This window comes from Klebsiella sp. K4 (genome assembly GCF_014596785.2).
Classification (GTDB): Bacteria; Pseudomonadota; Gammaproteobacteria; order Enterobacterales; family Enterobacteriaceae; genus Klebsiella; species Klebsiella pneumoniae.
The window spans coordinates 870,232-893,315 of sequence record NZ_CP115021.1 but is presented as its reverse complement, the minus strand read 5'-3'; the positions used below and the strand labels follow the sequence as shown (position 1 = coordinate 893,315).

The following is a 23,084-nucleotide window of genomic DNA, read 5'->3' as shown; positions in this document are numbered from 1 at the left end:
TCCGTGATACGTTGCGCATATTAAATGAACCGCCATTCACTGCGCAATTTTTATACTATTTAAATTTGTGTGGACCGATGGTAACGATATAGCGGTAACAGATAACGCTGCGTCTGGGCAATGATTTCTTCGTAATGCGCCGGCTCCAGCGAACGCCACAGGCGTTGATACCAGATATCGGCGCCCTCCCCGCTGACCACCATGTTCCCTTCGTAGGTCTGCAGGAATTTGCTCCGCGCTTTCTGCTGCGTCTCTTCGTCCATTAAGATGACATCCTTTTCGGCGTCGTAACAGGCTTTCAGCCAGGCGCCACCGCTTTCCGGCAGCAGCAGCAGCGGCTGCGACATCCCCAGCAAATAGCCATCCACCAGCTCGTTAAGGTACGCCTGCGCCTCGGCGGGCGCCAGCGCCGGAAAGCGCCACTCTCCCTCTTTCCGCACAAACAGCCGGCTCTCGCCGGTGCCGCCGCTGGCGCAGTAGACAAGGTGTTCCAGCCAAAGTTGCATCCCCTGGGAGACGCTCAGCAGCGAAGGCCGCCAGCGCAGCAGACCGTCCGGCTGCACCTGCTGCAGCCAGCCGGTCAGGTTCACGCCGCCGCACCGCAGATCGATCTCCATGCTCTGCGCCTGCTGGCGCTCGGCCATCACCCGCTCGGCCAGCGCCTGCATCTCCAGGCGCTGCGTCTCCCAGACCAGCTCGCCAAAGGCGCCATACGGCAGCTCGCCGGCGGCGCGAAAGCGGCGGAACATAGCCGAGACGTCCTGCTCCTCAATAAGCGTATTGAGCAGTTGCTGATTCAGTTGATAACGGCTCAGCCCTTCAAGAGTGAACGGCTCGTCGTCTGGAATATCGTCCTCTTCGGCGCGGAAATTGACCCGCAAACGCTGCTGAAAGAACGCGCGTACCGGGTGCTGCCAGAAGCGCAGGAGCTGATCGAACGGCAGGCTGTCAATCGGCGGCGCGGTGAGCGGCTGTATAAAATCGCTATGCGCCTCTCCCTGCTGGCCGGCGGCCGCCAGCCATTCACGAGCGTAGCTCTTGTTCTCGTCTTCCTGGAAATTGGCTACGTCGAACGGCATGCGCGTATGCAGATGGGTGATGTGGGCTTTAACCCGCGCTTCGCTGGCGTCGCAGTCAAGCTCTTCGTCACCGGCGAGACAGTGGCTCTGGCCGATATAATCCACCAGCTCCTGCACCAGCACCGAAGGAAAACGCTCGCTGTTGTCCTGTATCGAACGGCCGATATAGCTGATATACAGCGTCTGCTCGGCGGACATCAGCGCTTCGAGGAACAGATAGCGGTCATCATCGCGCCGGCTGCGGTCGCCGCGCTGCGGCTTCTGGCTCATTAAATCAAAGCCCAGCGGCGGTAGCGTGCGCGGATAAACCCCGTCATTCATCCCCAGCAGGCACACCACCTTAAAGGGGATCGAACGCATCGGCATCAGGGTACAGATATTGACCGGGCCGGCAAGAAAGCGCTGGCTGATCCGCTGCTGATCGAGGCGCTGGGCCAGCTCATCGCGCAGCAGCGTCAGCGGCACCTGCTCGCCATACTGCGCCTCCAGACCGCTATCAATAACCGCCAGCCACTGCTGCTCAATCAGCGCCAGCGCCGCTTCGGTCTCGCTGTCCGGCAGGAAAAAGTCATTCAGCAGATCGCGACAGACCGGCAGCCACTCCGCCAGCGGCCGCTGCTGGGCCAGGCCGCGTCGCCACAGATTAAGCTGCATCAGCAGCGACGCGAGGTTGCCCACCAGCTCGGCGATCAAACCGCTGGATTCGTCATACGGCAGCACCGACTGCCATTCTCCTTCGCGGCTGTCCATCGCGTAGCCCAACAGCATGCGGGTGAGGCCGAACCGCCAGGTATGCTGCCCGGTCGCCGGCAGGTCCAGCTCACGGACGTTGTCGTCATCCATTCCCCAGCGGACGCCGGACTCGTTCACCCACTGGCGCAGATAGCGCAGCCCTTCTTCCGTGATATTAAAGCGCGCCGCCAGCACCGGGACGTCCAGCAGCGCCAGCACATCTTCACTGGCGAAGCGGCTGTCCGGCAGCGAGAGCAGCGTGATAAACGCCTGCAGCACCGGGTGCGACTCTCGGGCGCGACGGTCGGAGATCGCCCACGGCAGCCAGCGATCGCCGCTGGCGGCGCCAAACACCGCCTGTATATAGGGGCTGTAGCTGTCGATATCCGCCACCATGACGATGATATCCCGCGGCGTGAGCGTCGGATCCGCCTCCAGCATCGCCAGTAGCCTATCGTGCAGAACCTCCACTTCGCGCTGCGGACTGTGGCAGACGTGAATGCTCAGACTGCGGTCATCCAGCGTCAGCGGACGTTTGTCGCGACTGTGGGCGAATGCCTCCGCGCTCTGCCCGGCCACCGCCGCGTTGCGCAGTTCGAGGATATCCGATTGCAGGTTATGCAACAGGTTATCGGGGGCGATGTCGACAAAAGCGTCCAGCTCCTCATAGCGCTCCAGCCCTGCCAGCAGGTAGATATAGTCGCGCCCCAGTTTGCCCCAGGAGGCGAGCAACGGGTTGCCGACATCCTGTTCCCCGGCGTCATTAAACAACCCCGGCGCCTGCTCGGTGTCGCGAAACAGAGGTAGCGCGCGCGCCTCGCGGTGATGGCGCCGCTGACGCGACAGCAGCTTCGCCAGAAACGCCGGATCCTTAATATCTCCCCAGTAGTAGCGGCAGGGGTTGGTAAACAAGACATAGACATCGACATGCTTACCCAGCGCCTGCAGCGCCTGAAGATAGACCGGCGGCAGCGCGGAAATCCCGCAGATGAAGACGCGCGACGGCAGCCCGGCGGGCGGTTCGTCCGCTTTTTCCAGGGTACTGATAAAGCGCTGGTAGAGATTGGCGCGGTGCCACTGCGGCTGCCCCAGCTCGGCGGTATAGCTCACCAGCGCCTGCCACAGCGGCGCCTGCCACTGCTGGGCATCGCCGAGACCTTCCACCCGCTGGCCGGCCTCCCAGCGCATCAGCCACTCCGGGCGATAGACGAGGTACTGGTCATAGAGGTCCGCCACCCGGGCGGCCAGCTGAAACAGCTTGCGCTTGTCGCCGTCATCGCTCAGATACTGGCGCAGCAGGATAAAATCGTCTTCCTCCAGGTGCTGCGGCAGGAGGGTCATCAGCTTCCAGCTCATGCTCTGCTTGCTGAAGGCGCTTTCGCCCGGAATATCTTTCAGGACGCGCACGAACATATCCCAGATAAAGCTCGCCGGCAGCGGGAACTCGATATTGGCGGCAATCCCGAAGCGCGCGGCCAGGGTCATCTGCAGCCACTGCGCCATGCCGGTACTCTGCACCAGCACCATTTCGGCCTGAAAAGGGTCATCCAGCCGCTGGCGCTCGACGATAAACTCCATCAACGCCTCGAGAACATCCAGCCGGTTTGAGTGGTATACCCTTAACATAATTGCTCCTGACTACTGGCTGACCGGGCAATGCAGCCGGGTCATCTGCACCCGCTTTGCAACGGGTCTACTGATCGTTACCGTGATGCTGACACATCTTTGCCTCGATGTCTGCATACGGCTTACCTGCCCGCGTGCCGGCGACGGCGGCGCGGAGAGCTGGCTATAGCGCCACGCGTCGCGCCACAGTTGACGGGTCTGGTTCAACTGGACAATTCCTTGCGCCATTCCGCGCTGATAGCCGCCCAGCGCGGTGACCGTCAGCACCATCAGCGCCATCGCCAGCACGGTCTCCGGCAGGCTAAACCCCCGCTGACGCTTCAGGGCATTTGACATAAGCTCGCCTCCCTGAGCGGGCAAAAATCGCTCCAGCCGTGGGCGGAAAAACGCACCTGCCCGCCGCGCACCTCGCCGGACTGCCAGACCTGCACCTCGCCGCTGGCGCTGCTGAGCAGCAGTGAACCGTCGCCGAAGATACGCAGACAGGCGCGCCAGCCCTGCGGCGCCTGCTCCCGGCAGGCCAGCGCCACCTGCGCCGACCAGACCTGCTGTTTTCCCCACTGCAGCGCGGAATGGGCTATCGCCGTATCGCGGATCGCTTGCGTTTCGCTGGCGGTTTGCGCCAGCAGCGCCCGCTGCTGCAGGTTAAGCCCCTCGAGTAACAGGCTGCCGAGGGTCAGCAACAGGAGCACCATCAGCAGCGACGACATTCCACGCTGGCGGATCACAGGTTATACCCCGTCACCCGCTGCTCAACCTCGCTCGTCAGGCCCGTCTGTTGCGCGGAGCGCGCCGCCAGCGTCACGCTCAGCTCCGGCGCGAAGCCCGGGGTGACCTGACGTTGTACCGAGAAGCGCGTCACCACGATGGCGGCCGGGTTGGTGATTTTCTCCCATCCGCCGCCGCTGCAGTCGCTGGCCCCGCGCAGGGTCTCCAGCGCGCCGTCGCGCAGGCGAAAGCCGGTGCTCTCCGCCGCTGCCGCGGGGGAGGTTTCCCATCTCCCGTTGCTGTTCGCATCCCAGCGCACAATCAGACACTCGCCGCCAGCGGCTAGCTCCAGCCCGGCTCCGCCGCACGCTCCCCGGCAGTACCCGGCGCGCTGGAGATGTTTTCCCACGGCATGCACGCGCTGCCACAGCTCGTTCTCCAGGGCCAGCTGTTCGCCCTGGCGCAGAATATGGCGCTGCAGAGCAGGCAGAAAGCGGCAGGCTCCCATCAGCAGCAGCGAGCCGATGGCCATGGCGATAAGCGCCTCCGCCAGGGAAAATCCGCGACTGTTCACTGACATCCCCCTGCGCTGTCGCTGCGGCATAAACGAATCCGCCCCCAGTGTGAGATCACGATGCTCCAGCTGCCGGCCGCGCTCTGCAGCCGCAGATTCCCCGCCCAGGCGGTGCTGCGCAGACCATAAAACCCCAGACCAGGCGTAACACCGACCAGCGTGATCCCCGGCCAGCGCGGACGCAGCGTGAAGGCCGACCCGGCGGTGCAGTCCGCCCCTTCCCCCTGCGCGCTCAGGCACCAGCCCGCCTCGTCCTGGCCGACGCGAAGCACACGGTCACGGTTGTACGCGTTGGTGTCATCGCGCAGAAAGACCAGAAAATCCCGTACCTGGACGGCGGTTTGCCACAGTCGTTGCTGTTGCTGCCAGCGCTGCCAGCCGTACAGGCCGCCGACGCTGAGGATCATCATTAACGTCAGCGTTACCAGGGTTTCCATCAGGGTATAGCCATGTTCTCTGTTCATGGCGTTGAGTATGCCGCGGCGATTGGTCCTGACGCGATGACGGAAAATAGCTTTCCCGGCCAGATACGCAAAAAAGGTTTGTATTACCACCAGCAGAACATTTTTTTGCGAACGTCTATCCAACTTCGCCTACCGCAACCGCCTGTGACCTGGGGCGGGTGGAAACGACCTTGTCCCTGTGGCAAGGGAGATCCCCCCATCGGGATGGGGTGTAAAGGGCATAAAAAAACCGGCGCCATCGGGCGCCGGTTAGTCATCTCTGCTGGGGGGTTAAATCGCCACCGGCGCTTTAATGCCCGGGTGCGGATCGTAACCTTCAATCTCGAAGTCTTCAAAGCGGTAGTCGAAGATCGACGCCGGCTTGCGTTTGATGACCAGCTTCGGCAGCGGACGCGGTTCGCGGCTTAGCTGCAGGTTGGTCTGCTCAAGATGGTTGCTGTACAGATGGGTGTCTCCGCCGGTCCAGACGAAATCACCGACCTGCAGATCGCACTGCTGCGCCACCATATGCACCAGCAGCGCATAGCTGGCGATATTGAACGGCAGGCCGAGGAACACATCGCAGGAACGCTGATACAGCTGGCAGGAGAGCTTGCCGTCGGCGACGTAGAACTGGAAGAAGGCGTGGCACGGCGCCAGCGCCATTTTATCCAGCTCGCCGACGTTCCATGCCGAGACGATGATCCGGCGGGAGTCCGGGTCGTTTTTCAGCTGGTTCATCACCGTGCTGATCTGGTCGATATGGCGGCCGTCCGGCGCAGGCCAGGAACGCCACTGTTTGCCGTAGACCGGCCCCAGGTCGCCATTCTCATCCGCCCACTCGTCCCAGATGGTGACGTTGTTCTCATGCAGATAGGCGATGTTGGTGTCGCCCTGCAGGAACCACAGCAGTTCATGGATGATGGAGCGTAAATGACAGCGCTTGGTGGTCACCAGCGGGAAGCCTTCCTGCAGGTTAAAACGCATCTGATGGCCGAAAATGGAGATCGTGCCAGTGCCGGTGCGGTCATTTTTTGGCGTGCCCTCGGTGAGCACTTTCTGCATCAAATCAAGATACTGTTTCATGGTTCCTCAAGAATTCTGTTGCTGCGGACGGTGGCGGTAAGCCCAAACCATCATAATGATACCCGCAAGCACCATCGGGATCGAAAGAATCTGCCCCATACTGATGTACTGCACCCAGCCGCCGGTGAACTGGGCGTCGGGCTGGCGGAAGAATTCCACGATGATGCGGAACAGGCCGTAGCCAATCAGGAACAGACCGGAAACGGAGCCGGTCGGGCGCGGTTTACGGATAAACAGGTTGAGGATCAGGAACAGTACCACGCCTTCCAGCGCCAGCTCGTACAGCTGCGACGCGTGACGCGGCAGCGCGCCGTAGGTATCGAACAGCGATTGCCATTCCGGATGCGTCGGCAGCAGCGCCAGGTCTTCGGCACGGGAGCCCGGGAAAATCATCGTGTAGTGGAAGCTCGGGTCTACGCGGCCCCACAGCTCGCCGTTGATAAAGTTGCCCAGACGCCCGGCGCCAAGACCAAACGGGATCAGCGGCGCGATAAAATCGGAGACCTGGAAGAAGGTGCGTTTGGTGCGTCTGGCGAAGATAATCATCACCAGGATCACGCCGATCAGGCCGCCGTGGAACGACATGCCGCCGTCCCAGACGCGGAACAGATACAGCGGATCGGCAAGAAATACCGGCAGGTTGTAAAACAGCACGTAGCCGATACGACCGCCCAGGAAGACGCCGAGGAAGCCCGCGTAGAGCAGGTTTTCCACTTCATTTTTCGTCCAGCCGCTGCCCGGACGATTCGCCCGACGGGTGGCCAGCCACATCGCAAAGACAAAGCCCACCAGGTACATCAAACCGTACCAGTGGAGGGAGACCGGGCCTAGAGAAAAAATGACCGGATCGAACTCCGGAAAATGCAGGTAGCCACTATTCATCTGTCACCATAAAGACTTGTTATTCCGCCGAAAGTGGACAGCGGTGATGATCCATACCCGAACAAAACGGGCACGCCGAAGGAGGCGAATCATAGCATAAGCCACAAGAGCGATCCGCGCCGAACGTGTAAAAGATATGTATACGGATGCTAACAGAATGCCGTTTTCCCGGCGGTACCCTACTTTGCCGGAGGGTGCGAGCAGAGGATCCCCGGGTTACGGCTTACGCCTCACCCGGGCTGGCGCTACCGCCCGCCGCGGATCAGGCCGCCGAGACCGCGACGCTCCATAAAGGCCGCCACCTGATGGCGCACCTCGGCGGTCATCTGCGCATCGAGGCTGCGACGCGACAGCTCCTGCGCCTCTTCGATATCAATGCGGCGCAGCAGATACTTCACCCTCGCCACCGAGCGGCCGTTCATCGACAGATGGCGGTAACCGAGGCCGATAAGGATCGTCACGCACATCGGGTCGCCCGCCATCTCGCCGCACAGGCGCAGATCGATGCCAAAGCGCTCCGCGTCATGGGCGATCATCGCCAGCGCCCGCAATACCGCAGGATGCAGGCTGTCATACATGCTGGCGACCCGGGTATTGTTGCGGTCGACGGCCAGCAGGTACTGGGTCAGGTCGTTCGTCCCTACCGAGATAAAATCGATCCGGCTGGCCAGCTGCGGCAGCATAAAGACCATCGACGGGACCTCCAGCATCACCCCCAGGCGCGGACGTGGGATGGCGTAGCCGATCATCTCTTCCACTTCCCGGCTGGCGCGATCGATCAGCCGACGGGCCTCATCCACCTCCTCCAGACTGGTCACCATCGGCAGCAAAATGCTGAGGTTGCCGGTGGCGGCGTTGGCGCGCAGCATCGCCCGCACCTGGATCAAAAAGATCTCCGGCTGATCGAGGGTGATGCGGATCCCGCGCCAGCCGAGGCACGGGTTCTCTTCGCTGATCGGCATATACGGCAGTTGTTTATCCGCGCCGATGTCCAGGGTACGCAGGGTCACCGGTTTGCTGTTAAACATCTGCAGCATGCCCTGATACTGGGCGACCTGCTCCTCTTCTGAGGGGAAGCCGCTCTGCAGCATAAAGGGAATTTCGGTGCGGTAGAGGCCAATGCCGTCAACAAAGCTGCCGAGCTTCTCTTCGTGCTCCGGGCTTAAGCCGGCGTTGAGCATGACTTTCACCCGCTCGCCGCTTTTCAGCTCCGACGCGCGCTGGAGATCGTCCTCCGCCAGGCGGCTGAGTTCGTTCTCTTCGCTGATAAGGCGCTGATACTCCTGCAACAGGACAGGTTCAGGATCCACCAGCAGTTCACCGCGATAGCCATCGACAATCAGCGTATGGCCATGCAGCAGCGAGGGCTGAATATCGGCGCCCATCACCGTTGGGATGCCGAGGGCCCGCACCATAATAGCGGCATGGGAGTTGGCGGCGCCATCGCGCACCACCACGCCGGCCAGGCGATCCTGCGGCACTTCGGCGAGGGTGGTGGCCGACAGCTCGTCCGCCACGAGGATAATGCGCGCCGGCCAGGTGTTGGGCCCCTGAATACTGTCGTCGAGATGGAACAGCAGACGCTGGCCCAGGGTACGCAGATCGCCGGCCCGCTCTTTCAAATAGCCGTCGCTCAGCGCGGCAAACTGTTCGGCGAACTTCTCAATGATCTTTTTGACGGCCCACTCGGCGACGGCGCCTTTGTCAACTTCGGCAAACAGCTCGCGACGCAGGCGGGCGTCGGAGAGCAGGTGCGAGTAGAGATCGAAGATCGCCGCCGTCTCTTTTTGCGCCCCGGCGGCGTAGCGTTTGCTGTAGCGACGAAACTCGTTGGCCGCCTCTTCCAGCGCACCGGTCAGGCGTTCGCGTTCCGAGGCGGTGTCCAGCGTCGAGGCTTCATACACCTGCTCCATCAGCGGCAGGCTGACGTCCATCCAGCCCTCGGCGATCGCCACCCCGGAAGAGGCCGGCAGAGCGCGAATGCGCGTTTGACGATACTGGCCGAACAGGGCGTTCAGCTGGGACTGGGAGAGGATCGCCGCCATCTGGGTGGCGAGGGTGACGAGGAAAGACTCTTCGCTTTCATCAAACTGACGCAGCTCGCGCTGCTGGACCACCAGCACGCCCAGCAGCTGGCGGCGCTGAATGATCGGCACGCCAAGGAAGGCGCGGAAGCGGTCCTCTTTGACGGCGGGGATATATTTGAAGCTGGGGTGTTTTTGCGCATCGGCGAGGTTGATGGGTTCCGCCAGGCGGCCAACCAGCCCCACCAGGCCTTCATCGAACGCCAGCGCAACGGTGCGCCCGCGAGGTTTTTTTAACCCGCGGGTGGCCATCAGGTAATAGCAGCGTCGGTCATTGTCAGCCAGGTAAACCGAGCAGACTTCCGTCTCCATCGCCTGGCAGACATCCGTCACCAGAATATCCAGCGCCTCGTTTAAACGCGGCGCGCTCGCGACCTTCTCGACTATTTCTCGCAACCGAGTGAGCATAATGTGCGTGGCTTAACCTCTTTTACGTCGATAAGCAGGCGCGTTTTGCGGCTTAGGTGCGCTCTCCGCCAGCGACATGGTCACGCTGGCGAACTCTTTCATCACCCGGCGGTAGACGTCGCGCTTAAACGACACCACCTGGCGAACCGGGTACCAGTAACTCACCCAGCGCCAACCATCAAATTCAGGTGTACTGCTGGTTTGCATATTGATGTCCGCATCATTGCCGATCAACTGCAAAAGAAACCACTTTTGTTTCTGGCCGATACAAACCGGCTTTGTGTCCCAACGCACCAAACGTTTAGGCAACTTGTAACGCAGCCAGTTACGGGTTGAGGCCAGGATCCGCACATCTTTACGGCTTAACCCGACCTCTTCAAACAATTCCCGATACATCGCCTGCTCTGCGGATTCTCCTGGATTAATGCCCCCTTGCGGGAACTGCCACGAGTGCTGACCATAGCGCCGGGCCCACATCACCTGGCCCTGACGATTACAGATTACAATACCGACATTTGGGCGGTAGCCATCGTCATCAATCACCGGACTACCTCAAGATAAGCTTCAATGTGAATGATTGTTTCACACTCGCCGGAAACGGTAAACCACTCTGTTCGCACACTGAGAACGGATAACATTTGAATAACTCACAGTAATTGCCAGAGTTATAAACAATGAAAGCGCGTGACAGCCGATTTTATTCACTTTTTCTGTGGATAGAGTTGTGAAGAAGTACGGAATTAACCCGGGAAAACCCAGAGTAATCCGAACATCGCATCGCTAGCATCTGAAAATAATAGTATCATATTCATAAAGTTAGAATATATTCCTTTCACACATTACAGCATAACGTGACGATCATCACACATGCGATCCGCCGACTGATGAAAGATCGAGCAATGTCGATTTTATCCACAGATTACGCGCAGGCCACCGGCAGATTTTCTCTAAAAATTCGATTTTCGTCGCACGTCAAGGCTGTAAATCGAACCAGTAGTGAGTCTTTTCCCCAGTTATCCCACTTTTCTGTGGATAACATGGTGTAAGATCCTGTTTATTGTCAGTGACCAGTTCTGGAAAACCCGTTTACACCGTTTTCATAAGCCGCATGATGAGTTTAAAAAGCCATATAAATCATGAGATTGGTATAGTTACTCAGAAAACGGTAAACTCTATCCACAACGCGCAAATTAGCGCTCACTTTTTAACCAAAGGTATTGCCCTATGCCCGCTATCGCTCCGCTCGCCTCACCGCCGCAAAGTCAGGAACAGCTGTTGGCCCAGGCCCGCCAGCTGGCCGGCTATTCGCTGGGCGAGCTGGCGGCGCTGGCGGGGATCCCCATTCCGCGCGATCTGAAGCGCGATAAAGGCTGGACGGGCATTCTGCTGGAGCTGTGGCTGGGCGCCAGCGCAGGCAGTAAACCCGAGCAGGATTTCGCCGCGCTGGGGGTCGAGCTCAAAACGATCCCCATCGACAGCCGGGGACGCCCGCTGGAGACCACTTTCGTCTGCGTCGCCCCGTTAACCGGCAATAGCGGCGTCACCTGGGAGAGCAGCCATGTGCGGCATAAGCTGCAGCGCGTTCTGTGGATCCCGGTGGAGGGTGAACGCACCATCCCGCTGGCGGCGCGGCGCGTCGGCGCACCGCTGCTGTGGAGCCCGGACGAAGACGAGGAGCGCCAGCTGCGCATGGACTGGGAAGAGCTGATGGATCTCATTGTTCTCGGTGAGGTCGAGCGCATTACCGCCCGCCACGGCGAGGTGCTGCAGTTAAGACCGAAAGCCGCCAACAGCAAGGCGCTGACCGAAGCCATCGGCGCCCGCGGGGAGACAATCCTCACGCTGCCGCGCGGTTTCTATCTGAAAAAGAATTTTACCGCCGCTCTGCTTGCCCGCCATTTCTTGTTACAACACGATTAATTTTTTGTTCTGCGTTGGGGGTTGCATATAATTGCTGCTTTCTATTTTGCAGGACTTTGAACAATGTTATTTGCATGGATAACCGATCCTAACGCCTGGCTGGCGCTGGGCACATTGACGCTGCTGGAGATCGTGCTCGGGATCGACAATATTATTTTCCTCTCTCTGGTCGTGGCTAAGCTCCCCACCGCCCAGCGCGCCCATGCGCGCCGGATCGGTTTGATGGGCGCGATGGTCATGCGTCTGGCGCTGCTGGCCTCAATCGCCTGGGTCGTTAAGCTTACCAACCCGCTCTTTACCGTTTTCGGTCAGGAGATCTCGTTTCGCGATCTGATCTTGCTGCTCGGTGGGCTATTCCTTATCTGGAAAGCCAGTAAAGAGATCCATGAATCTATCGAAGGTGAAGAGGAGGGGCTGAAGACCAACGTCCACTCCTTCCTCGGCGCTATCGTGCAGATCATGCTGCTGGATATCATCTTTAGCCTCGATTCAGTGATCACCGCCGTCGGCCTGTCGGATCATCTGTTCATCATGATGGCGGCAGTGGTGATCGCGGTGGGGGTGATGATGTTCGCCGCGCGACCCATCGGCGATTTTGTTGACCGTCATCCTTCGGTGAAAATGCTGGCGCTGTCGTTTCTGATCCTCGTCGGCTTTACCCTGATGCTGGAAAGCTTCGACGTCCATGTGCCGAAGGGATACATCTATTTCGCCATGTTCTTCTCTATCGCGGTGGAGAGCCTTAACCTGCTGCGTAATAAGAAAAACCCGCTGTAAACCACAAAATTGCAGCCTGGTCACAGGCTGCAACCCTTTTTCAGACTTTACTGCTTTTTATGTCTCACAAATCAGGCTATTAATAGACGGGTATGGGGTGCAGCTACTGAAGAGGTGTTGACGATGAAGAAATGGGCAGTATTGATTTCCGCCGTAGGACTGGCGTTCTCGGTTTCCGGTTGCAGCAGCGATTACGTCATGGCGACCAAAGATGGGCGAATGATCCTGACCGACGGTAAACCTACCGTGGATGACGATACCGGTTTAATCAGTTACGAAGATCAGCAGGGTAATAAAATGCAGATCAATCGTGACGACGTTTCGCAAATCATTAAGCGTTAATCTTTCCCTGTCGGCCCCAGCTTCTGTTGACGCTGCGCTTACCGACCACCAGTCTTTTGAGAAGAGTCGGGATATACCAGGACGCCGCGGGTTTCACTCACCGCCCCTCCTCGTCACCCGGCTTTTTTGATTTTTTACTTCCTCTTTTTCTCACCCTCTGCCATGTTGATACTCCTTTGTCGGGGAATGCCTGACCTTATAAATAAAAAGGAAGCTGGCTATGCAGTATCACCGTATCCCACACAGTTCTCTTGAAATCAGCACCCTCGGGCTGGGAACCATGACTTTTGGTGAACAGAATAGCGAGGCCGATGCCCACCAGCAGCTCGATTACGCGGTTGCCAACGGCATCAACCTGATCGATGTCGCTGAAATGTACCCGGTCCCGCCGCGCCCGGAAACCCAGGGGCTGACTGAAACCTACGTCGGCAACTGGCTGGCGAAACGCGGCAATCGCGAAAAGCTGGTGCTCGCCTCGAAAGTCAGCGGGCCCGCGCGCAATAACGACAGCAGCATTCGGCCCAATCACGTCCTGGACCGCAAAAATATCCGCGAGGCGCTGCACGCCAGCCTGAAGCGGCTGCAGACCGATTATCTCGATTTATATCAGGTTCACTGGCCGCAGCGGCCAACCAACTGCTTTGGCAAGCTGGGCTATACCTGGGCCGACTCCGCGCCCGCCGTGACGCTGCTGGATACCCTCGAAGCGCTGACCGAGTTCCAGCGCGCCGGGAAGATCCGCTACATCGGCGTGTCGAACGAAACCGCCTTCGGCGTGATGCGTTATCTGCACCTGGCGGATAAGCACGACCTCCCGCGGATCGTGACTATTCAGAATCCTTACAGCCTGCTGAACCGCAGCTTTGAAGTCGGCCTCGCGGAAGTGAGTCAGTTCGAAGGCGTGGAGCTGCTGGCCTACTCTTGCCTGGCTTTCGGCACACTGACCGGCAAGTATCTCAACGGTGCGAAGCCGGCGGGGGCGCGCAATACGCTGTTCAGCCGCTTTACGCGCTACAGCAGCGAGCAGTCGCAGAAAGCGGTAGCGGCCTATGTGGATATCGCCAAACGCCACGGCCTCGATCCGGCGCAAATGGCGCTGGCCTTTGTGCGTCGGCAGCCGTTTGTCGCCAGCACCCTGCTGGGGGCGACGACCATGACACAGCTGCAGGCCAACGTGGAAAGTTTGCAGCTTGAGCTGAGCGAAGAGGTATTAGCGGAGATTGAGGCGGTGCATCAGGTTTATACCTACCCGGCGCCGTAAGAAAGCAAAGCCCCGGGTAAGGCGTATACGCCTTACCCGGGCTACTGAAGAGCAGATATTGGCGACCCCCTCGCCCAGTCAAGCGCAGCGCAAGCCGGGAGGTTATTTACGCCGCCCCCAGACCCACAGCGCGGCGATGGCCACGGCGAATACCGCGCCAAAGCCTATCCCCACGGCGACCGGTGGAACACCCACGCTCACCGCCAGGGAATAGAGCCCCAGCATCAGCAGCATCGCCACGTTCTCACCGAGGTTCTGTACCGCAATGGCGTTACCTGCCCCGACCGAATGTTTCCCACGCTCCTGCAGCAGCGCGTTCAGCGGTACGATAAAGAACCCGCCGAACACCCCGAGCAGCAGCAGCAGACCGAACGCCGGCAGCAGCGACTGCTGCACCGCAAAGGCTATCACCGCGATACCGATCAAAATCCCGGCCGGCATACAGCGCGACACCGTCTCCAGGGTCACCAGCTTCGCCGCCGCCCCGGCACCCAGCACAATCCCCACCGCCACCATCGCATTAAGATAGGTGGGCATGGCGTTGCTGGTAATGCCCAGCGCCACCGGCACCCAGATCACCAGCAGGAAACGCAGGGTCACGCCAGCGCCCCAGAACAGGCTGGTGCCCATCAGCGAAAAGCGGGTTTCGCCGTTGCGCCACAGCGTCCGGCAGGCGCTGAAGAAGCTGTGCGTCATTGGCTTAAAACGCCACGACTGCCCCGGACGCGCCGCCGGCAGCCTGGGTATCCACAGGTTAGCCACTACCGCCCCGCCGTAGACCAGCGCGCAGACGATCAGCGCCGCCAGCACGTGCCAGTCGGCGAGGATCCCGCCGGCCATGGAGCCCAGCAGGATCGCCGCGATGGTCGAGGACTCCATCAGTCCGTTAGCCTTCACTAACTTATCGCCGGTGGTGAGTTCGCCGAGAATGCCATACTTGGCCGGCGAATAGGCGGCGGCGCCAATCCCCACCAGCGTATAGCCGATAAACGGATTGACGCCGAAGCAGATGCAGCCGGCGCCGAGCAGTTTCAGGCCGTTGGCCACCATCATCACCCGGCCTTTGGCAAAGCTATCGGCGAACTGGCCGACAAAGGGGGCAAAGAGGATGTAAGCGCCCACAAACAACATCTGCAGGACCGGCTGGCTCCACTCCGGATAATAGAGCTGCTTCATCAGCGCCAGGGTGGCGAAGAGAAGCGCATTGTCGCCGAAGGCCGACAGGAACTGGGCGCAGATCACCGCCACCATCCCTTTGGAGTACAGCGAAGGGTTAGTATGTACTGACTCACTCATGGGTTGTTTCCGCCTCGTCGACCATATTTTTCAGGGTGACATAGTCTGGCTTGCCGCTGCCGAGCACCGGTAGCTGTTTCAGCCAGCGTATATCTCGCGGCACCGCCAGCTCCGGTACGCCGTGCTGGCGAGCGTAGCGCAGCAGGGCTTCACGAGTCAGTTCATTATCGGTGGTAAACAGCACCAGCGCCTCGCCTTTGCTGGCGTCCTGTTTAATCGCCGTGGCGTGCATTTTGTCCGGCGACGCGCCGAGGGCCACCTGCTCCACCATCTCGAGGGAGATCATCTCGCCGGCGATTTTGGCGAAGCGCTTCGCGCGGCCCTGAATGCGGACATAGCCCTGCTCGTCGAAGGTAACGATATCCCCGGTGTCATACCAGCCCGCTTCCATCTCGCCGTGCTGGTTTTCCGCCGCAGGCGCTTCCAGCACGCCGGGGTTTTCCACCCGCAGGTAGCCTTTCATGATGTTCGGCCCTTTCAGCTGCAGCCGCCCCCCTTGCTCAATGCCTGGCATCGCCAGCAGGCGGGCGTCCATCCCCGGCAGGATGCGGCCCACGGTGCCGACCTTCGCCGCCATCGGCACGTTAATCGAGACCACAGGCGCGCACTCGGTCACGCCATAGCCTTCGAGAATGCGCAGGCCGAATTTATCCTGCCACAGCTGTTTGGTGCTCTCCTGCAGCTTCTCCGCCCCGGCGACCACGTAGCGCAGGCGGTAGAAATCGTACGGATTGGCGAAACGGGCATAGTTGGCGAGGAAGGTCGAAGTGCCGAACAGCACCGTACAGTTGCGATCGTAGACCAGCTCCGGCACCACGCGATAGTGCAGCGGGCTGGGATAGAGAAACACTTCCGCCCCGGTAAGCAGCGGCGTCAGCAGGCCGACGGTGAGGCCAAAAGAGTGGAACAGCGGCAGCGCCGACATAAAGCGGTCATTGGCGGTAAAGTCGGCGATAGTTTTGATCTGCTCGACGTTGGACAGCAGACTCTTATGGCTGTGCACCACCCCTTTCGGATTGCCCTCGGAACCGGAGGTGAAGAGGATCATCGCCGCGTCTTCCGGCTGCTGCTTAACCTGCGCCAGACGCGGCGCCAGCAGATGAGCAAAAATCCACAGTTTGTCAGCGAGGGTGATATCGCCTTTAAGATCTTCCAGGAATACCCAGCGCACCTGGGTCAGCTGCTCCGGCAGGTGCCAGAGTTTGCCTTTATCGAGGAAGGTGCGCGAGGTGAAAATGGTGTTGAGCTCCGCGGCGGCTATCGCGCTGCTGAGCCCTTTCACCCCGGAGGTATAGTTCATCATTGCCGGAATACGCCCGCGGGCGATAGCGCCGAAAATCACCGCCGCGCTGATGCCGGCGTTAGGCAGCATCAGGCCGATCTTCTCGCCCGGCTGGCTGTATTTTTCCAGAATGCGGGCGACAAACAGGGTTTTGGTCAGCAGCTTGCGATAGGTATCCGGCTGGAAGTTGATATCCTCCACGCAGGGTTTGCGCGCGCCGAAGCGGTCCTGCGCCGCCAGCAGCGACTCATACAGGGTTTCCCGCGGGCGCACCGCCATCCGGGCTTCCATCATGATCTGATGCAGCATCTCCCCGGCGATTTTGCGCCGGTCGCGGGCGCGCGGCGCCTCGGGCATCGGCAGATGGGTGGGCGGCAGGAGATGCAGCTGAATACGCGGGAACAGGCGACGTTTCACCAGCCCCTTCAGCCGGCTGAAGGGCGTCAGTTCGGCGCCTTCAATACGCAGCGGCACAATGGTCGCCTGCGATTTGGCGGCGACAAAGGCGGCGCCGTCATAAATTTTCATCAGCGAGCCGCTGACCGAAATTCGCCCTTCCGGGAAAATAACCACCGGCCGCCCCTGCTCAATCAGGCGCACCAGATGTTTGATCGACATCGGCTTGGTCGGGTCCAGCGGCACAAAATCGATAATCGGCGTCAGCGCGCGCATAAACCAGCGCTGGCTGATTGAGGTATAGACCGCAAAAACCGGTCGGACCGGCAAAAACAGCGCCAGCAGAATGCCGTCGAGGAAAGAGACGTGGTTCGGGGTGATTAAGACCTTTTGCTGGTATAAAGCCTGCGTGTCGCCGGTCAGTCTGACCCGGTATAACCCCTTGAACAGCAGTCTGAAAAATCCCAAAAGCATAACAACTCCATGTGACCGGTTGATGAGTCAAAGCAGGTTACACGAGAAGGCATGGGAAAGCAGTGCAGCGGGGGGATTTTCGGAATAAAAAAAACCTGCGCATCCGCGCAGGTCGGTGTAAGACGTTCAGTACGAAGAGCGTACCTGAGAAACTCACCTATCAATACCTCTGGGATCTCGATTGTCACGTTTTTTGGCCGTAACGGGCCAGCGGGAAAACGCAAGGGAGTGAGCCTAAGTGCAACGAGGTATTACGATTTTCGCTATCTGTAACAACGCCGATAGCGGGCAAAAAAAAACCTGCGCATCTGCGCAGGCTGGTGTAAGTAAAGTGGTCAACGTGACGTTGACTCCACCTATCAATACCTCTGGGATAGCCAGAATATCAACCGGATCCGCGAACAAACCAGCGAACATTCGCAACAGCGCATCGCAAAGTGTAAGCAAAGGTTTGTATTTCCCTGCGCCGGTTTCAATTACCGATCGCGTCAATGTAAACAGGTCACCGATAAGCCCGCGCTGAATCACATTTGCGCCATTCCTTCGCCGCCGCGCCTTGAATCTGCCGCTCTTTCCCGTAACATAGCAGTATGTAAACGCTTACCCTAGAAAAGGCATGGTATGGCGACTATTAAGGATGTAGCCCGACTCGCAGGAGTCTCCGTCGCTACCGTCTCCCGCGTCATCAACAACTCTCCCAAAGCCAGCGAAGCCTCGCGTCAGTCCGTGGGCGCGGCGATGGAAACCCTGAACTATCACCCCAACGCGAACGCCCGGGCGCTGGCCCAGCAGTCAACGGAAACCGTCGGCCTGGTGGTGGGCGATGTCTCCGACCCCTTCTTCGGCGCGATGGTCAAAGCCGTCGAACAGGTGGCCTACCGCACCGGCAATTTTTTGCTGATTGGCAATGGCTACCACAACGTGCAGAAGGAGCGCCAGGCGATAGAGCAGCTGATCCGCCATCGCTGCGCGGCGCTGGTGGTGCACGCCAAAATGATCCCGGATGAGGAACTGGCGGGGTTAATGAAACAGATCCCCGGCATGGTGCTGATCAACCGCATCCTGCCCGGATATGAAACCCGCTGCGTGGCGCTGGACGACCGCTACGGCGCCTGGCTGGCGACCCGCCATTTGATCCAGCAGGGGCACACGCGTATCGGCTATCTGTGCTCAAACCATGATATCTCCGATGCGGAAGATCGGCTGCAGGGGTACTACGCGGCGCTGGAGGAGAGCGGCCTGCCGTGCAACGACCGGCTGGTCACGTTTGCCGAGCCGGATGAAAGCGGCGGCGAACAGGCGATGACCGAACTGCTTGGCCGCGGCCGCCACTTTAGCGCCGTCGCCTGCTATAACGACTCGATGGCCGCCGGCGCGATGGGGGTGCTGAATGACAACGGCATCGACGTTCCGCGGGAGATTTCGCTGATTGGCTTCGACGATGTCCTGATTTCGCGCTATGTCCGCCCGCGGTTGACTACCGTCCGCTATCCGATCGTTACGATGGCGACCCAGGCGGCCGAGCTGGCTTTAGCCCTGGCGGAGCAACGGCCGGCGCCGGAGATCACCCATCTGTTCAGCCCGACGCTGGTCCGTCGTCACTCGGTGGTCGCCCCGCAGGAAGGCGATAAGTCATAGCGATAGAGGTGCACGGCGGTGGCCGGGTAATCCAGCCCCTCGCCGATGTAGCGCCAGCCGAAGCGTTCATAGAAATCCCGGCAGGCGGAGTAGAGATAGAGCTCCCGAAAGCCCGCGCGGCGGGCATAATCGATCACATGCCGCTGCAGTTTTCCGGCCAGCCCCTGACCGCGGGCGGCGGGCGCGACGTACAGCGCCGCCAGCCAGGGAAACAGATCCTGGCGGCTGATCAAATCGCAGCGCCAGAGGCCAATCGTGCCGAGCAACTGCTCGCCTTCCACGGCAATAAAGGTCAACGGCAGCGCCTCCGCCGTCTGGCTATGCTGCACGATGCTGGCGAAGAATTGCCGCGGCAGCGTCTCGCCGCCAAAGGCCTGCCACAGCCAGTCGGTCACCTGCGGGGCGAACTGCGGCGCAGCGTACAGCGGCAGGATCGTCATACCAGCTTCCCCTGAAAAATCGGCACCGAGTCGAACAGATAGCCGTCAAAGTCGGGGGCGTCTTCATCGGACAGCTCCAGCAGGCTGTTTTTGACGTTTTCCAGATGCTGCCACATCGCCTGCCAGGCGCCCATCACATCGCGACGCCGCAGCGCGGCGAGCAGGGTCTGCCGGTCGCCGAGCCATTTCAGCCGCCAGGCGCGGCTGGCAATATGCACATTGAACTGCTGCCACAGCGGGCTGCTGTCCATCTGCAGCCAGATCCGCTCTACCGTCGCCAACAGCATCTGGTTCTGCGTCGCCCCGGCGAGCACCAGATGGAACAGACGAGCGTTATCCTGCGCGGTGTCGTTGAGAGCGATTGCCCGCTGCTCCTGTTCAATAATCCGCTTCAGATTGTCGATATCGGCGCGGGTGGCCATTTTCGCGGCAAAGGCGGCGATGTTGCTCTCCAGCAGCTGGCGCGCCTGGAGAATTTCAAACGGGCCGACGTCGCTGCTGAGCAGCTGCTCCTCTTCGCTGTCGTTCTCGTGGGGAATGCGCATGACATACACCCCGGATCCCTGACGAATATCCACCGTCCCCTGCAGCTCCAGCATCAGCAGCGCTTCGCGCACGATGGTCCGGCTGACGCCATAGGTTTCGGCAATATGGCGTTCCGGCGGCAAACGCGACCCGACCGGGTAGCGCCCCTGCGCGATCTGGGCGCGCAGGTCATCACCAATCTCCTGATAGGGCTTCTTTTCCGGCGGAACTATCGCTTTTTCCACAAAATCACCTGTGCGTTACATGCCTGCGAGTCAAATACGCCGCTATCTTAGCAAATATTGCCCCCGGCTAGCGGTATTCATCATCGATATCCAGCACCAGTTCACGCCGTTCGCCCAGTTGACGAAACCAGTGCGCCGAGGCTTTGGGTCGCCGGGCGCGATGGTTTTGCAGATCGATTTCGATAAGCCCGTAGCGGTTTTTAAAGGCGTTCATCGGCGATACGTTGTCGGTAAACGCCCACAGCATATAGCCCTGGCAGTTGGCCCCTGCCTCGCGGGCGCGCAGGGTGTGCCACAGATGTTCGCTGATAAAACGAATGCGGTAGCTGTCATCGATGACGCCTTCGCGGTTACGGAACTGGCCTTCGTTTTCCACCCCCATCCCGCTCTCCGCCACGAACCACGGGATGTTGCGATAGTCATTTTTTATCCGCATCGCCATATCAAAGATGATTTGCGGGTAGATTTCCCAGCCGCGGGAGACGTTCATCCGCCGGCCGGGCAGCTCAAACGGCTCATAATACCAGGCCGGATGGAACGGGGTATGCGGATGCCAGGCCCGCGACGGGGCTTTGACCCGGTGCGGGTAGTAAAGATTAATCCCCAGCTCATCGACGGTGTGCTCGCGGATAACCGCCAGATCCTCCTCGCTGGTCTCCCACGTCACCTGATGCTGCTCAAGCAGCGCGAGAAGCTCCGGCGGCCAGACGCCGTGCACCAGCGGGTCGAGGAACATGCGGTTGTAGAACAGATCGTAGATCTCCGCCGCGCGCAGGTCATGGGGGGCGCGTGAACGTGGGTAGGTCACCTCCGGATTGAGGATGCAGCCGACGGTCCCGGGATAGCCGAGCTCGCGAAACCGCTTCACGACGCTGGCGGTCGCCAGCACCTTATGATAGTTCCACTGCATCCAGGTGCTGGTGTTCTGCTCATAGGGCCAGCGCAGAGCATCCAGATAGACCCGGGTCTGCACCACAATTGGCTCATTAAAGGTAAACCAGCGCGTCACCTTCGGGTGGTAGCGGGCAAACACCTTCTCCGCATAGCGCACAAACAGCTCAACCACCGTTTTCGACCCCCAGCCGCCATACTTTTCCAGCAGATAGCCGGGCAATTCATAATGCTCAAGGCAGATCATCGGCGTGATGCCGTTGGCCAGCAGCGCATCGAACAGCTGGTCGTAATAGGCCGCATACTCCTCATCCACCGTGACGTTTTCATAGTCGGTCAGAAAGCGCGACCAGTTGATTGAGGTGCGGTAGTGGGTCAGCCCGGCCAGCTTCATCAGCTGCACATCTTCCCGAAAGCGGTTGATAAAATCGGTGGCCACCGCCGGGCCATAGCCGTTATGCCAGACGTGGCGATCGTTTTTGTACCAGAGATCGGGCCAGGAGTCCTGCCCTGGTTTTTTCCCGCTCCAGCCTTCGGTCTGCCAGGCGGAAGCCGCCGCGCCAAGGATAAAATCATCGGGAATGGTCATCCGTACGGTAGTCATAGGCTCCTCAGACAGGGTTGGCGGTTTGTTGATTGTCTACCTGACGCTGCGCGGCATCGGCACGGCGGGAGGCGATTTTGACGAAAGGCAGATAGATAAGCACCGCGACGACGATGCAGATAAGCTGGGTCACCACCGCCCCCATCGAGCCGGCGGTGGAGAGCCAGGCGTTGATCAGCGGCGGCGTGGTCCAGGGGACCATCACCACCGCCTTGCCGGCGAAGCCGGTCAGGGTGGCGAAATAGCCGATGCTGCCGGTCACCAGCGGGGTGATGATAAACGGGATGGCGAGGATCGGGTTAAGCATGATCGGCATCCCGAAGATCACCGGCTCGTTAATATTGAACAGCCCCGGGCCTATCGACAGCTTGGCGATCTCTTTCATCTCTTTGCGTCTGGTGGCGATCATCACCGCAATCAGCAGGCCGATGGTCAGCCCCGAGCCGCCGATGCTCATGTAGACATCCCAGAAGGGCATCGTGATGATGTTCGGTACCTCTTTCCCCTGCTCAAAAGCGCTCATATTGACAGTGATCGCTCCCAGCAGCAGCGGCTCGCGGATCGGCTTGATCATCTGGTTGCCGTGAATGCCGATCACCCAGAACAGCTGGGCGACGAACATCAGCAGCAGGATCCCCGGCAGGCTCTGCACCACCCGCTCCAGCGGCTGCTGCACCACCTGGTAGACCGCATCGTAGAGATACATTCCCGTCAGCTGGTGAAAGAGAAAACCAAAGGTGGCGATCGCGGTGGTGGTGATGATCGCCGGGATCAGCGCGGAAAAAGAGGCAGAGACGTTCGGCGGCACGGTATCCGGCATTTTGATCTTCAGTCCCTTGCGCCCTTCCAGCCAGCAGTAAATCTCCACTGACAGAATGGCGATGAACATCCCAAGGAACAGACTGCGGGTATCGGAAAACTGGCGCAGCAGGACATCTTTCACCACGTGCATCTGGCCATCGACCATCATCTCCACCGTGGTCGGCGTGACGCAGATAAAGCAGATCACCGCCAACAGGCCGGGAAACAGGCTTTTGATGCCATTGATCCGCCCCAGCTCAATACCGATCAGAAACACGGCGCCGATATTGAGGAAGTTGAGCGTAGCGTAGTTAAGCGCGCTGGTGATCGGCTTCAGCGCCGCAAGAAAGGAGAGCGAGGAAAAGCTGGCGAGCCCATTCTTCGGATCCAGCACCATATTGGAGATCAGCACCGAAAAGGCCCCGACGATGATCACCGGCATCAGGGTAATAAACGCCGATTTGATCGCCATAATGTAGCGATAGCTGTTGAATGTCGTCGCGAAACGCCCCAGCGCGTCGATCAGTTTGTCCTGTAATGCCATAAAAGAGTACCTCAGAGTAAAGGGCT

General features: G+C 59.8%; 21 protein-coding genes and 1 pseudogene. 6 read left to right on the top strand and 16 right to left on the bottom strand.

Features of this window, described 5'->3' with window-relative positions; genetic code table 11:
* Positions 1–59 precede the first annotated feature (59 nt).
* From recC to rppH, 9 genes are all read right to left on the bottom strand, one after another.
* Positions 60–3,437 carry an exodeoxyribonuclease V subunit gamma gene (gene recC / locus IB144_RS04445; protein WP_040188336.1) on the bottom strand — a complete coding sequence of 1,126 codons (3,378 nt, stop codon included), beginning with the start codon at positions 3,435–3,437 and terminating at the stop codon, positions 60–62.
* Between the two features lie 12 nt (positions 3,438–3,449).
* A complete protein-coding gene (locus IB144_RS04440; protein WP_002915888.1) occupies positions 3,450–3,773 on the bottom strand; it encodes a prepilin-type N-terminal cleavage/methylation domain-containing protein in 324 nt (107 codons plus the stop codon).
* Positions 3,758–4,165, bottom strand: coding sequence for a DUF2509 family protein (locus IB144_RS04435; RefSeq protein ID WP_021312855.1), 408 nt, complete (start codon positions 4,163–4,165; stop codon positions 3,758–3,760). Before IB144_RS04435 ends, IB144_RS04440 begins: the two co-directional genes overlap by 16 nt.
* Positions 4,162–4,719: a prepilin peptidase-dependent protein gene (locus tag IB144_RS04430; RefSeq protein WP_062920468.1), complete on the bottom strand. Its 558-nt coding sequence runs from the start codon at positions 4,717–4,719 to the stop codon at positions 4,162–4,164. Before IB144_RS04430 ends, IB144_RS04435 begins: the two co-directional genes overlap by 4 nt.
* Positions 4,716–5,267 (bottom strand): prepilin peptidase-dependent protein, encoded by a 552-nt coding sequence (locus IB144_RS04425; protein WP_062921077.1) that lies wholly within the window; start codon positions 5,265–5,267, stop codon positions 4,716–4,718. Before IB144_RS04425 ends, IB144_RS04430 begins: the two co-directional genes overlap by 4 nt.
* 186 nt (positions 5,268–5,453) lie before the next feature.
* Positions 5,454–6,248 carry a thymidylate synthase gene (gene thyA / locus IB144_RS04420; protein WP_002915933.1) on the bottom strand — a complete coding sequence of 265 codons (795 nt, stop codon included), beginning with the start codon at positions 6,246–6,248 and terminating at the stop codon, positions 5,454–5,456.
* A gap of 6 nt (positions 6,249–6,254) precedes the next feature.
* Positions 6,255–7,130 carry a prolipoprotein diacylglyceryl transferase gene (gene lgt / locus IB144_RS04415; RefSeq protein ID WP_002915934.1) on the bottom strand — a complete coding sequence of 292 codons (876 nt, stop codon included), beginning with the start codon at positions 7,128–7,130 and terminating at the stop codon, positions 6,255–6,257.
* A 245-nt stretch (positions 7,131–7,375) separates the two neighbouring features.
* A complete protein-coding gene (gene ptsP / locus IB144_RS04410; protein ID WP_002915935.1) occupies positions 7,376–9,622 on the bottom strand; it encodes a phosphoenolpyruvate--protein phosphotransferase in 2,247 nt (748 codons plus the stop codon).
* Positions 9,623–9,634: 12 nt separating this feature from the next.
* Positions 9,635–10,165 (bottom strand): RNA pyrophosphohydrolase, encoded by a 531-nt coding sequence (gene rppH / locus IB144_RS04405; RefSeq protein WP_002915936.1) that lies wholly within the window; start codon positions 10,163–10,165, stop codon positions 9,635–9,637.
* 453 nt (positions 10,166–10,618) lie between these two features.
* Between rppH and IB144_RS04400 the strand changes: the two genes are divergently transcribed.
* The 5 genes from IB144_RS04400 (at position 10,619) to IB144_RS04380 (ending at position 13,922) form a co-directional block, all read left to right on the top strand.
* Positions 10,619–10,762 (top strand): hypothetical protein, encoded by a 144-nt coding sequence (locus tag IB144_RS04400; protein ID WP_004218186.1) that lies wholly within the window; start codon positions 10,619–10,621, stop codon positions 10,760–10,762.
* An 84-nt stretch (positions 10,763–10,846) separates the two neighbouring features.
* Positions 10,847–11,542, top strand: a complete 696-nt coding sequence (mutH, locus tag IB144_RS04395) for a DNA mismatch repair endonuclease MutH (RefSeq protein WP_004143967.1) — start codon at positions 10,847–10,849, stop codon at positions 11,540–11,542.
* Between the two features lie 63 nt (positions 11,543–11,605).
* Complete coding sequence (locus IB144_RS04390; RefSeq protein ID WP_002915973.1) at positions 11,606–12,319, top strand: TerC family protein; 714 nt, start codon at positions 11,606–11,608, stop codon at positions 12,317–12,319.
* A gap of 123 nt (positions 12,320–12,442) precedes the next feature.
* Complete coding sequence (locus IB144_RS04385; protein WP_002915974.1) at positions 12,443–12,661, top strand: YgdI/YgdR family lipoprotein; 219 nt, start codon at positions 12,443–12,445, stop codon at positions 12,659–12,661.
* Between the two features lie 220 nt (positions 12,662–12,881).
* A complete protein-coding gene (locus IB144_RS04380) occupies positions 12,882–13,922 on the top strand; it encodes an NADP(H)-dependent aldo-keto reductase (RefSeq protein ID WP_048337893.1) in 1,041 nt (346 codons plus the stop codon).
* A 102-nt stretch (positions 13,923–14,024) separates the two neighbouring features.
* On the opposite strand, the gene lplT is transcribed toward IB144_RS04380, so the two are convergent.
* The 3 genes and pseudogenes from lplT to IB144_RS04365 all read right to left on the bottom strand — a co-directional run bounded on the left by lplT (position 14,025) and on the right by IB144_RS04365 (position 17,898).
* Positions 14,025–15,218, bottom strand: coding sequence for a lysophospholipid transporter LplT (gene lplT, locus IB144_RS04375; RefSeq protein ID WP_004185495.1), 1,194 nt, complete (start codon positions 15,216–15,218; stop codon positions 14,025–14,027).
* Complete coding sequence (aas, locus tag IB144_RS04370; RefSeq protein WP_040215692.1) at positions 15,211–17,370, bottom strand: bifunctional acyl-ACP--phospholipid O-acyltransferase/long-chain-fatty-acid--ACP ligase; 2,160 nt, start codon at positions 17,368–17,370, stop codon at positions 15,211–15,213. The genes lplT and aas overlap by 8 nt, the downstream gene beginning before the upstream one ends.
* 263 nt (positions 17,371–17,633) lie before the next feature.
* Positions 17,634–17,898 (bottom strand): annotated as a pseudogene (locus IB144_RS04365) (hypothetical protein).
* Between the two features lie 93 nt (positions 17,899–17,991).
* Here IB144_RS04365 and galR point away from each other — a divergent pair.
* On the top strand, positions 17,992–19,008 hold the full coding sequence (galR, locus tag IB144_RS04360; protein WP_002915981.1) for an HTH-type transcriptional regulator GalR: 1,017 nt from the start codon (positions 17,992–17,994) through the stop codon (positions 19,006–19,008).
* Here galR and IB144_RS04355 read toward each other — a convergent pair.
* The 4 genes from IB144_RS04355 to IB144_RS04340 form a co-directional block, all read right to left on the bottom strand.
* Positions 18,969–19,448, bottom strand: a complete 480-nt coding sequence (locus IB144_RS04355) for a GNAT family N-acetyltransferase (RefSeq protein WP_019704751.1) — start codon at positions 19,446–19,448, stop codon at positions 18,969–18,971. The two genes, galR and IB144_RS04355, sit on opposite strands and share 40 nt — an antisense overlap.
* A complete protein-coding gene (locus tag IB144_RS04350) occupies positions 19,445–20,218 on the bottom strand; it encodes a GntR family transcriptional regulator (protein ID WP_002915985.1) in 774 nt (257 codons plus the stop codon). Before IB144_RS04350 ends, IB144_RS04355 begins: the two co-directional genes overlap by 4 nt.
* Before the next feature lie 67 nt (positions 20,219–20,285).
* Positions 20,286–21,713 carry a glycoside hydrolase family 1 protein gene (locus IB144_RS04345; RefSeq protein WP_019704750.1) on the bottom strand — a complete coding sequence of 476 codons (1,428 nt, stop codon included), beginning with the start codon at positions 21,711–21,713 and terminating at the stop codon, positions 20,286–20,288.
* Positions 21,714–21,720: 7 nt separating this feature from the next.
* On the bottom strand, positions 21,721–23,058 hold the full coding sequence (locus IB144_RS04340; protein WP_004174520.1) for a PTS transporter subunit EIIC: 1,338 nt from the start codon (positions 23,056–23,058) through the stop codon (positions 21,721–21,723).
* Positions 23,059–23,084 lie beyond the last annotated feature (26 nt).

Coding starts and splice junctions, on each gene's coding strand:
- ptsP (WP_002915935.1), bottom strand. CDS start 9,622: ATGCTCACTCGGTTGCGAGAAATAGTCGAGAAGGTCGCGAGCGCGCCG.
- galR (WP_002915981.1), top strand. CDS start 17,992: ATGGCGACTATTAAGGATGTAGCCCGACTCGCAGGAGTCTCCGTCGCT.
- IB144_RS04345 (WP_019704750.1), bottom strand. CDS start 21,713: ATGACTACCGTACGGATGACCATTCCCGATGATTTTATCCTTGGCGCG.
- recC (WP_040188336.1), bottom strand. CDS start 3,437: ATGTTAAGGGTATACCACTCAAACCGGCTGGATGTTCTCGAGGCGTTG.
- lplT (WP_004185495.1), bottom strand. CDS start 15,218: ATGAGTGAGTCAGTACATACTAACCCTTCGCTGTACTCCAAAGGGATG.
- IB144_RS04440 (WP_002915888.1), bottom strand. CDS start 3,773: ATGTCAAATGCCCTGAAGCGTCAGCGGGGGTTTAGCCTGCCGGAGACC.
- IB144_RS04355 (WP_019704751.1), bottom strand. CDS start 19,448: ATGACGATCCTGCCGCTGTACGCTGCGCCGCAGTTCGCCCCGCAGGTG.
- thyA (WP_002915933.1), bottom strand. CDS start 6,248: ATGAAACAGTATCTTGATTTGATGCAGAAAGTGCTCACCGAGGGCACG.
- IB144_RS04385 (WP_002915974.1), top strand. CDS start 12,443: ATGAAGAAATGGGCAGTATTGATTTCCGCCGTAGGACTGGCGTTCTCG.
- IB144_RS04380 (WP_048337893.1), top strand. CDS start 12,882: ATGCAGTATCACCGTATCCCACACAGTTCTCTTGAAATCAGCACCCTC.
- IB144_RS04390 (WP_002915973.1), top strand. CDS start 11,606: ATGTTATTTGCATGGATAACCGATCCTAACGCCTGGCTGGCGCTGGGC.
- lgt (WP_002915934.1), bottom strand. CDS start 7,130: ATGAATAGTGGCTACCTGCATTTTCCGGAGTTCGATCCGGTCATTTTT.
- IB144_RS04340 (WP_004174520.1), bottom strand. CDS start 23,058: ATGGCATTACAGGACAAACTGATCGACGCGCTGGGGCGTTTCGCGACG.
- mutH (WP_004143967.1), top strand. CDS start 10,847: ATGCCCGCTATCGCTCCGCTCGCCTCACCGCCGCAAAGTCAGGAACAG.
- aas (WP_040215692.1), bottom strand. CDS start 17,370: ATGCTTTTGGGATTTTTCAGACTGCTGTTCAAGGGGTTATACCGGGTC.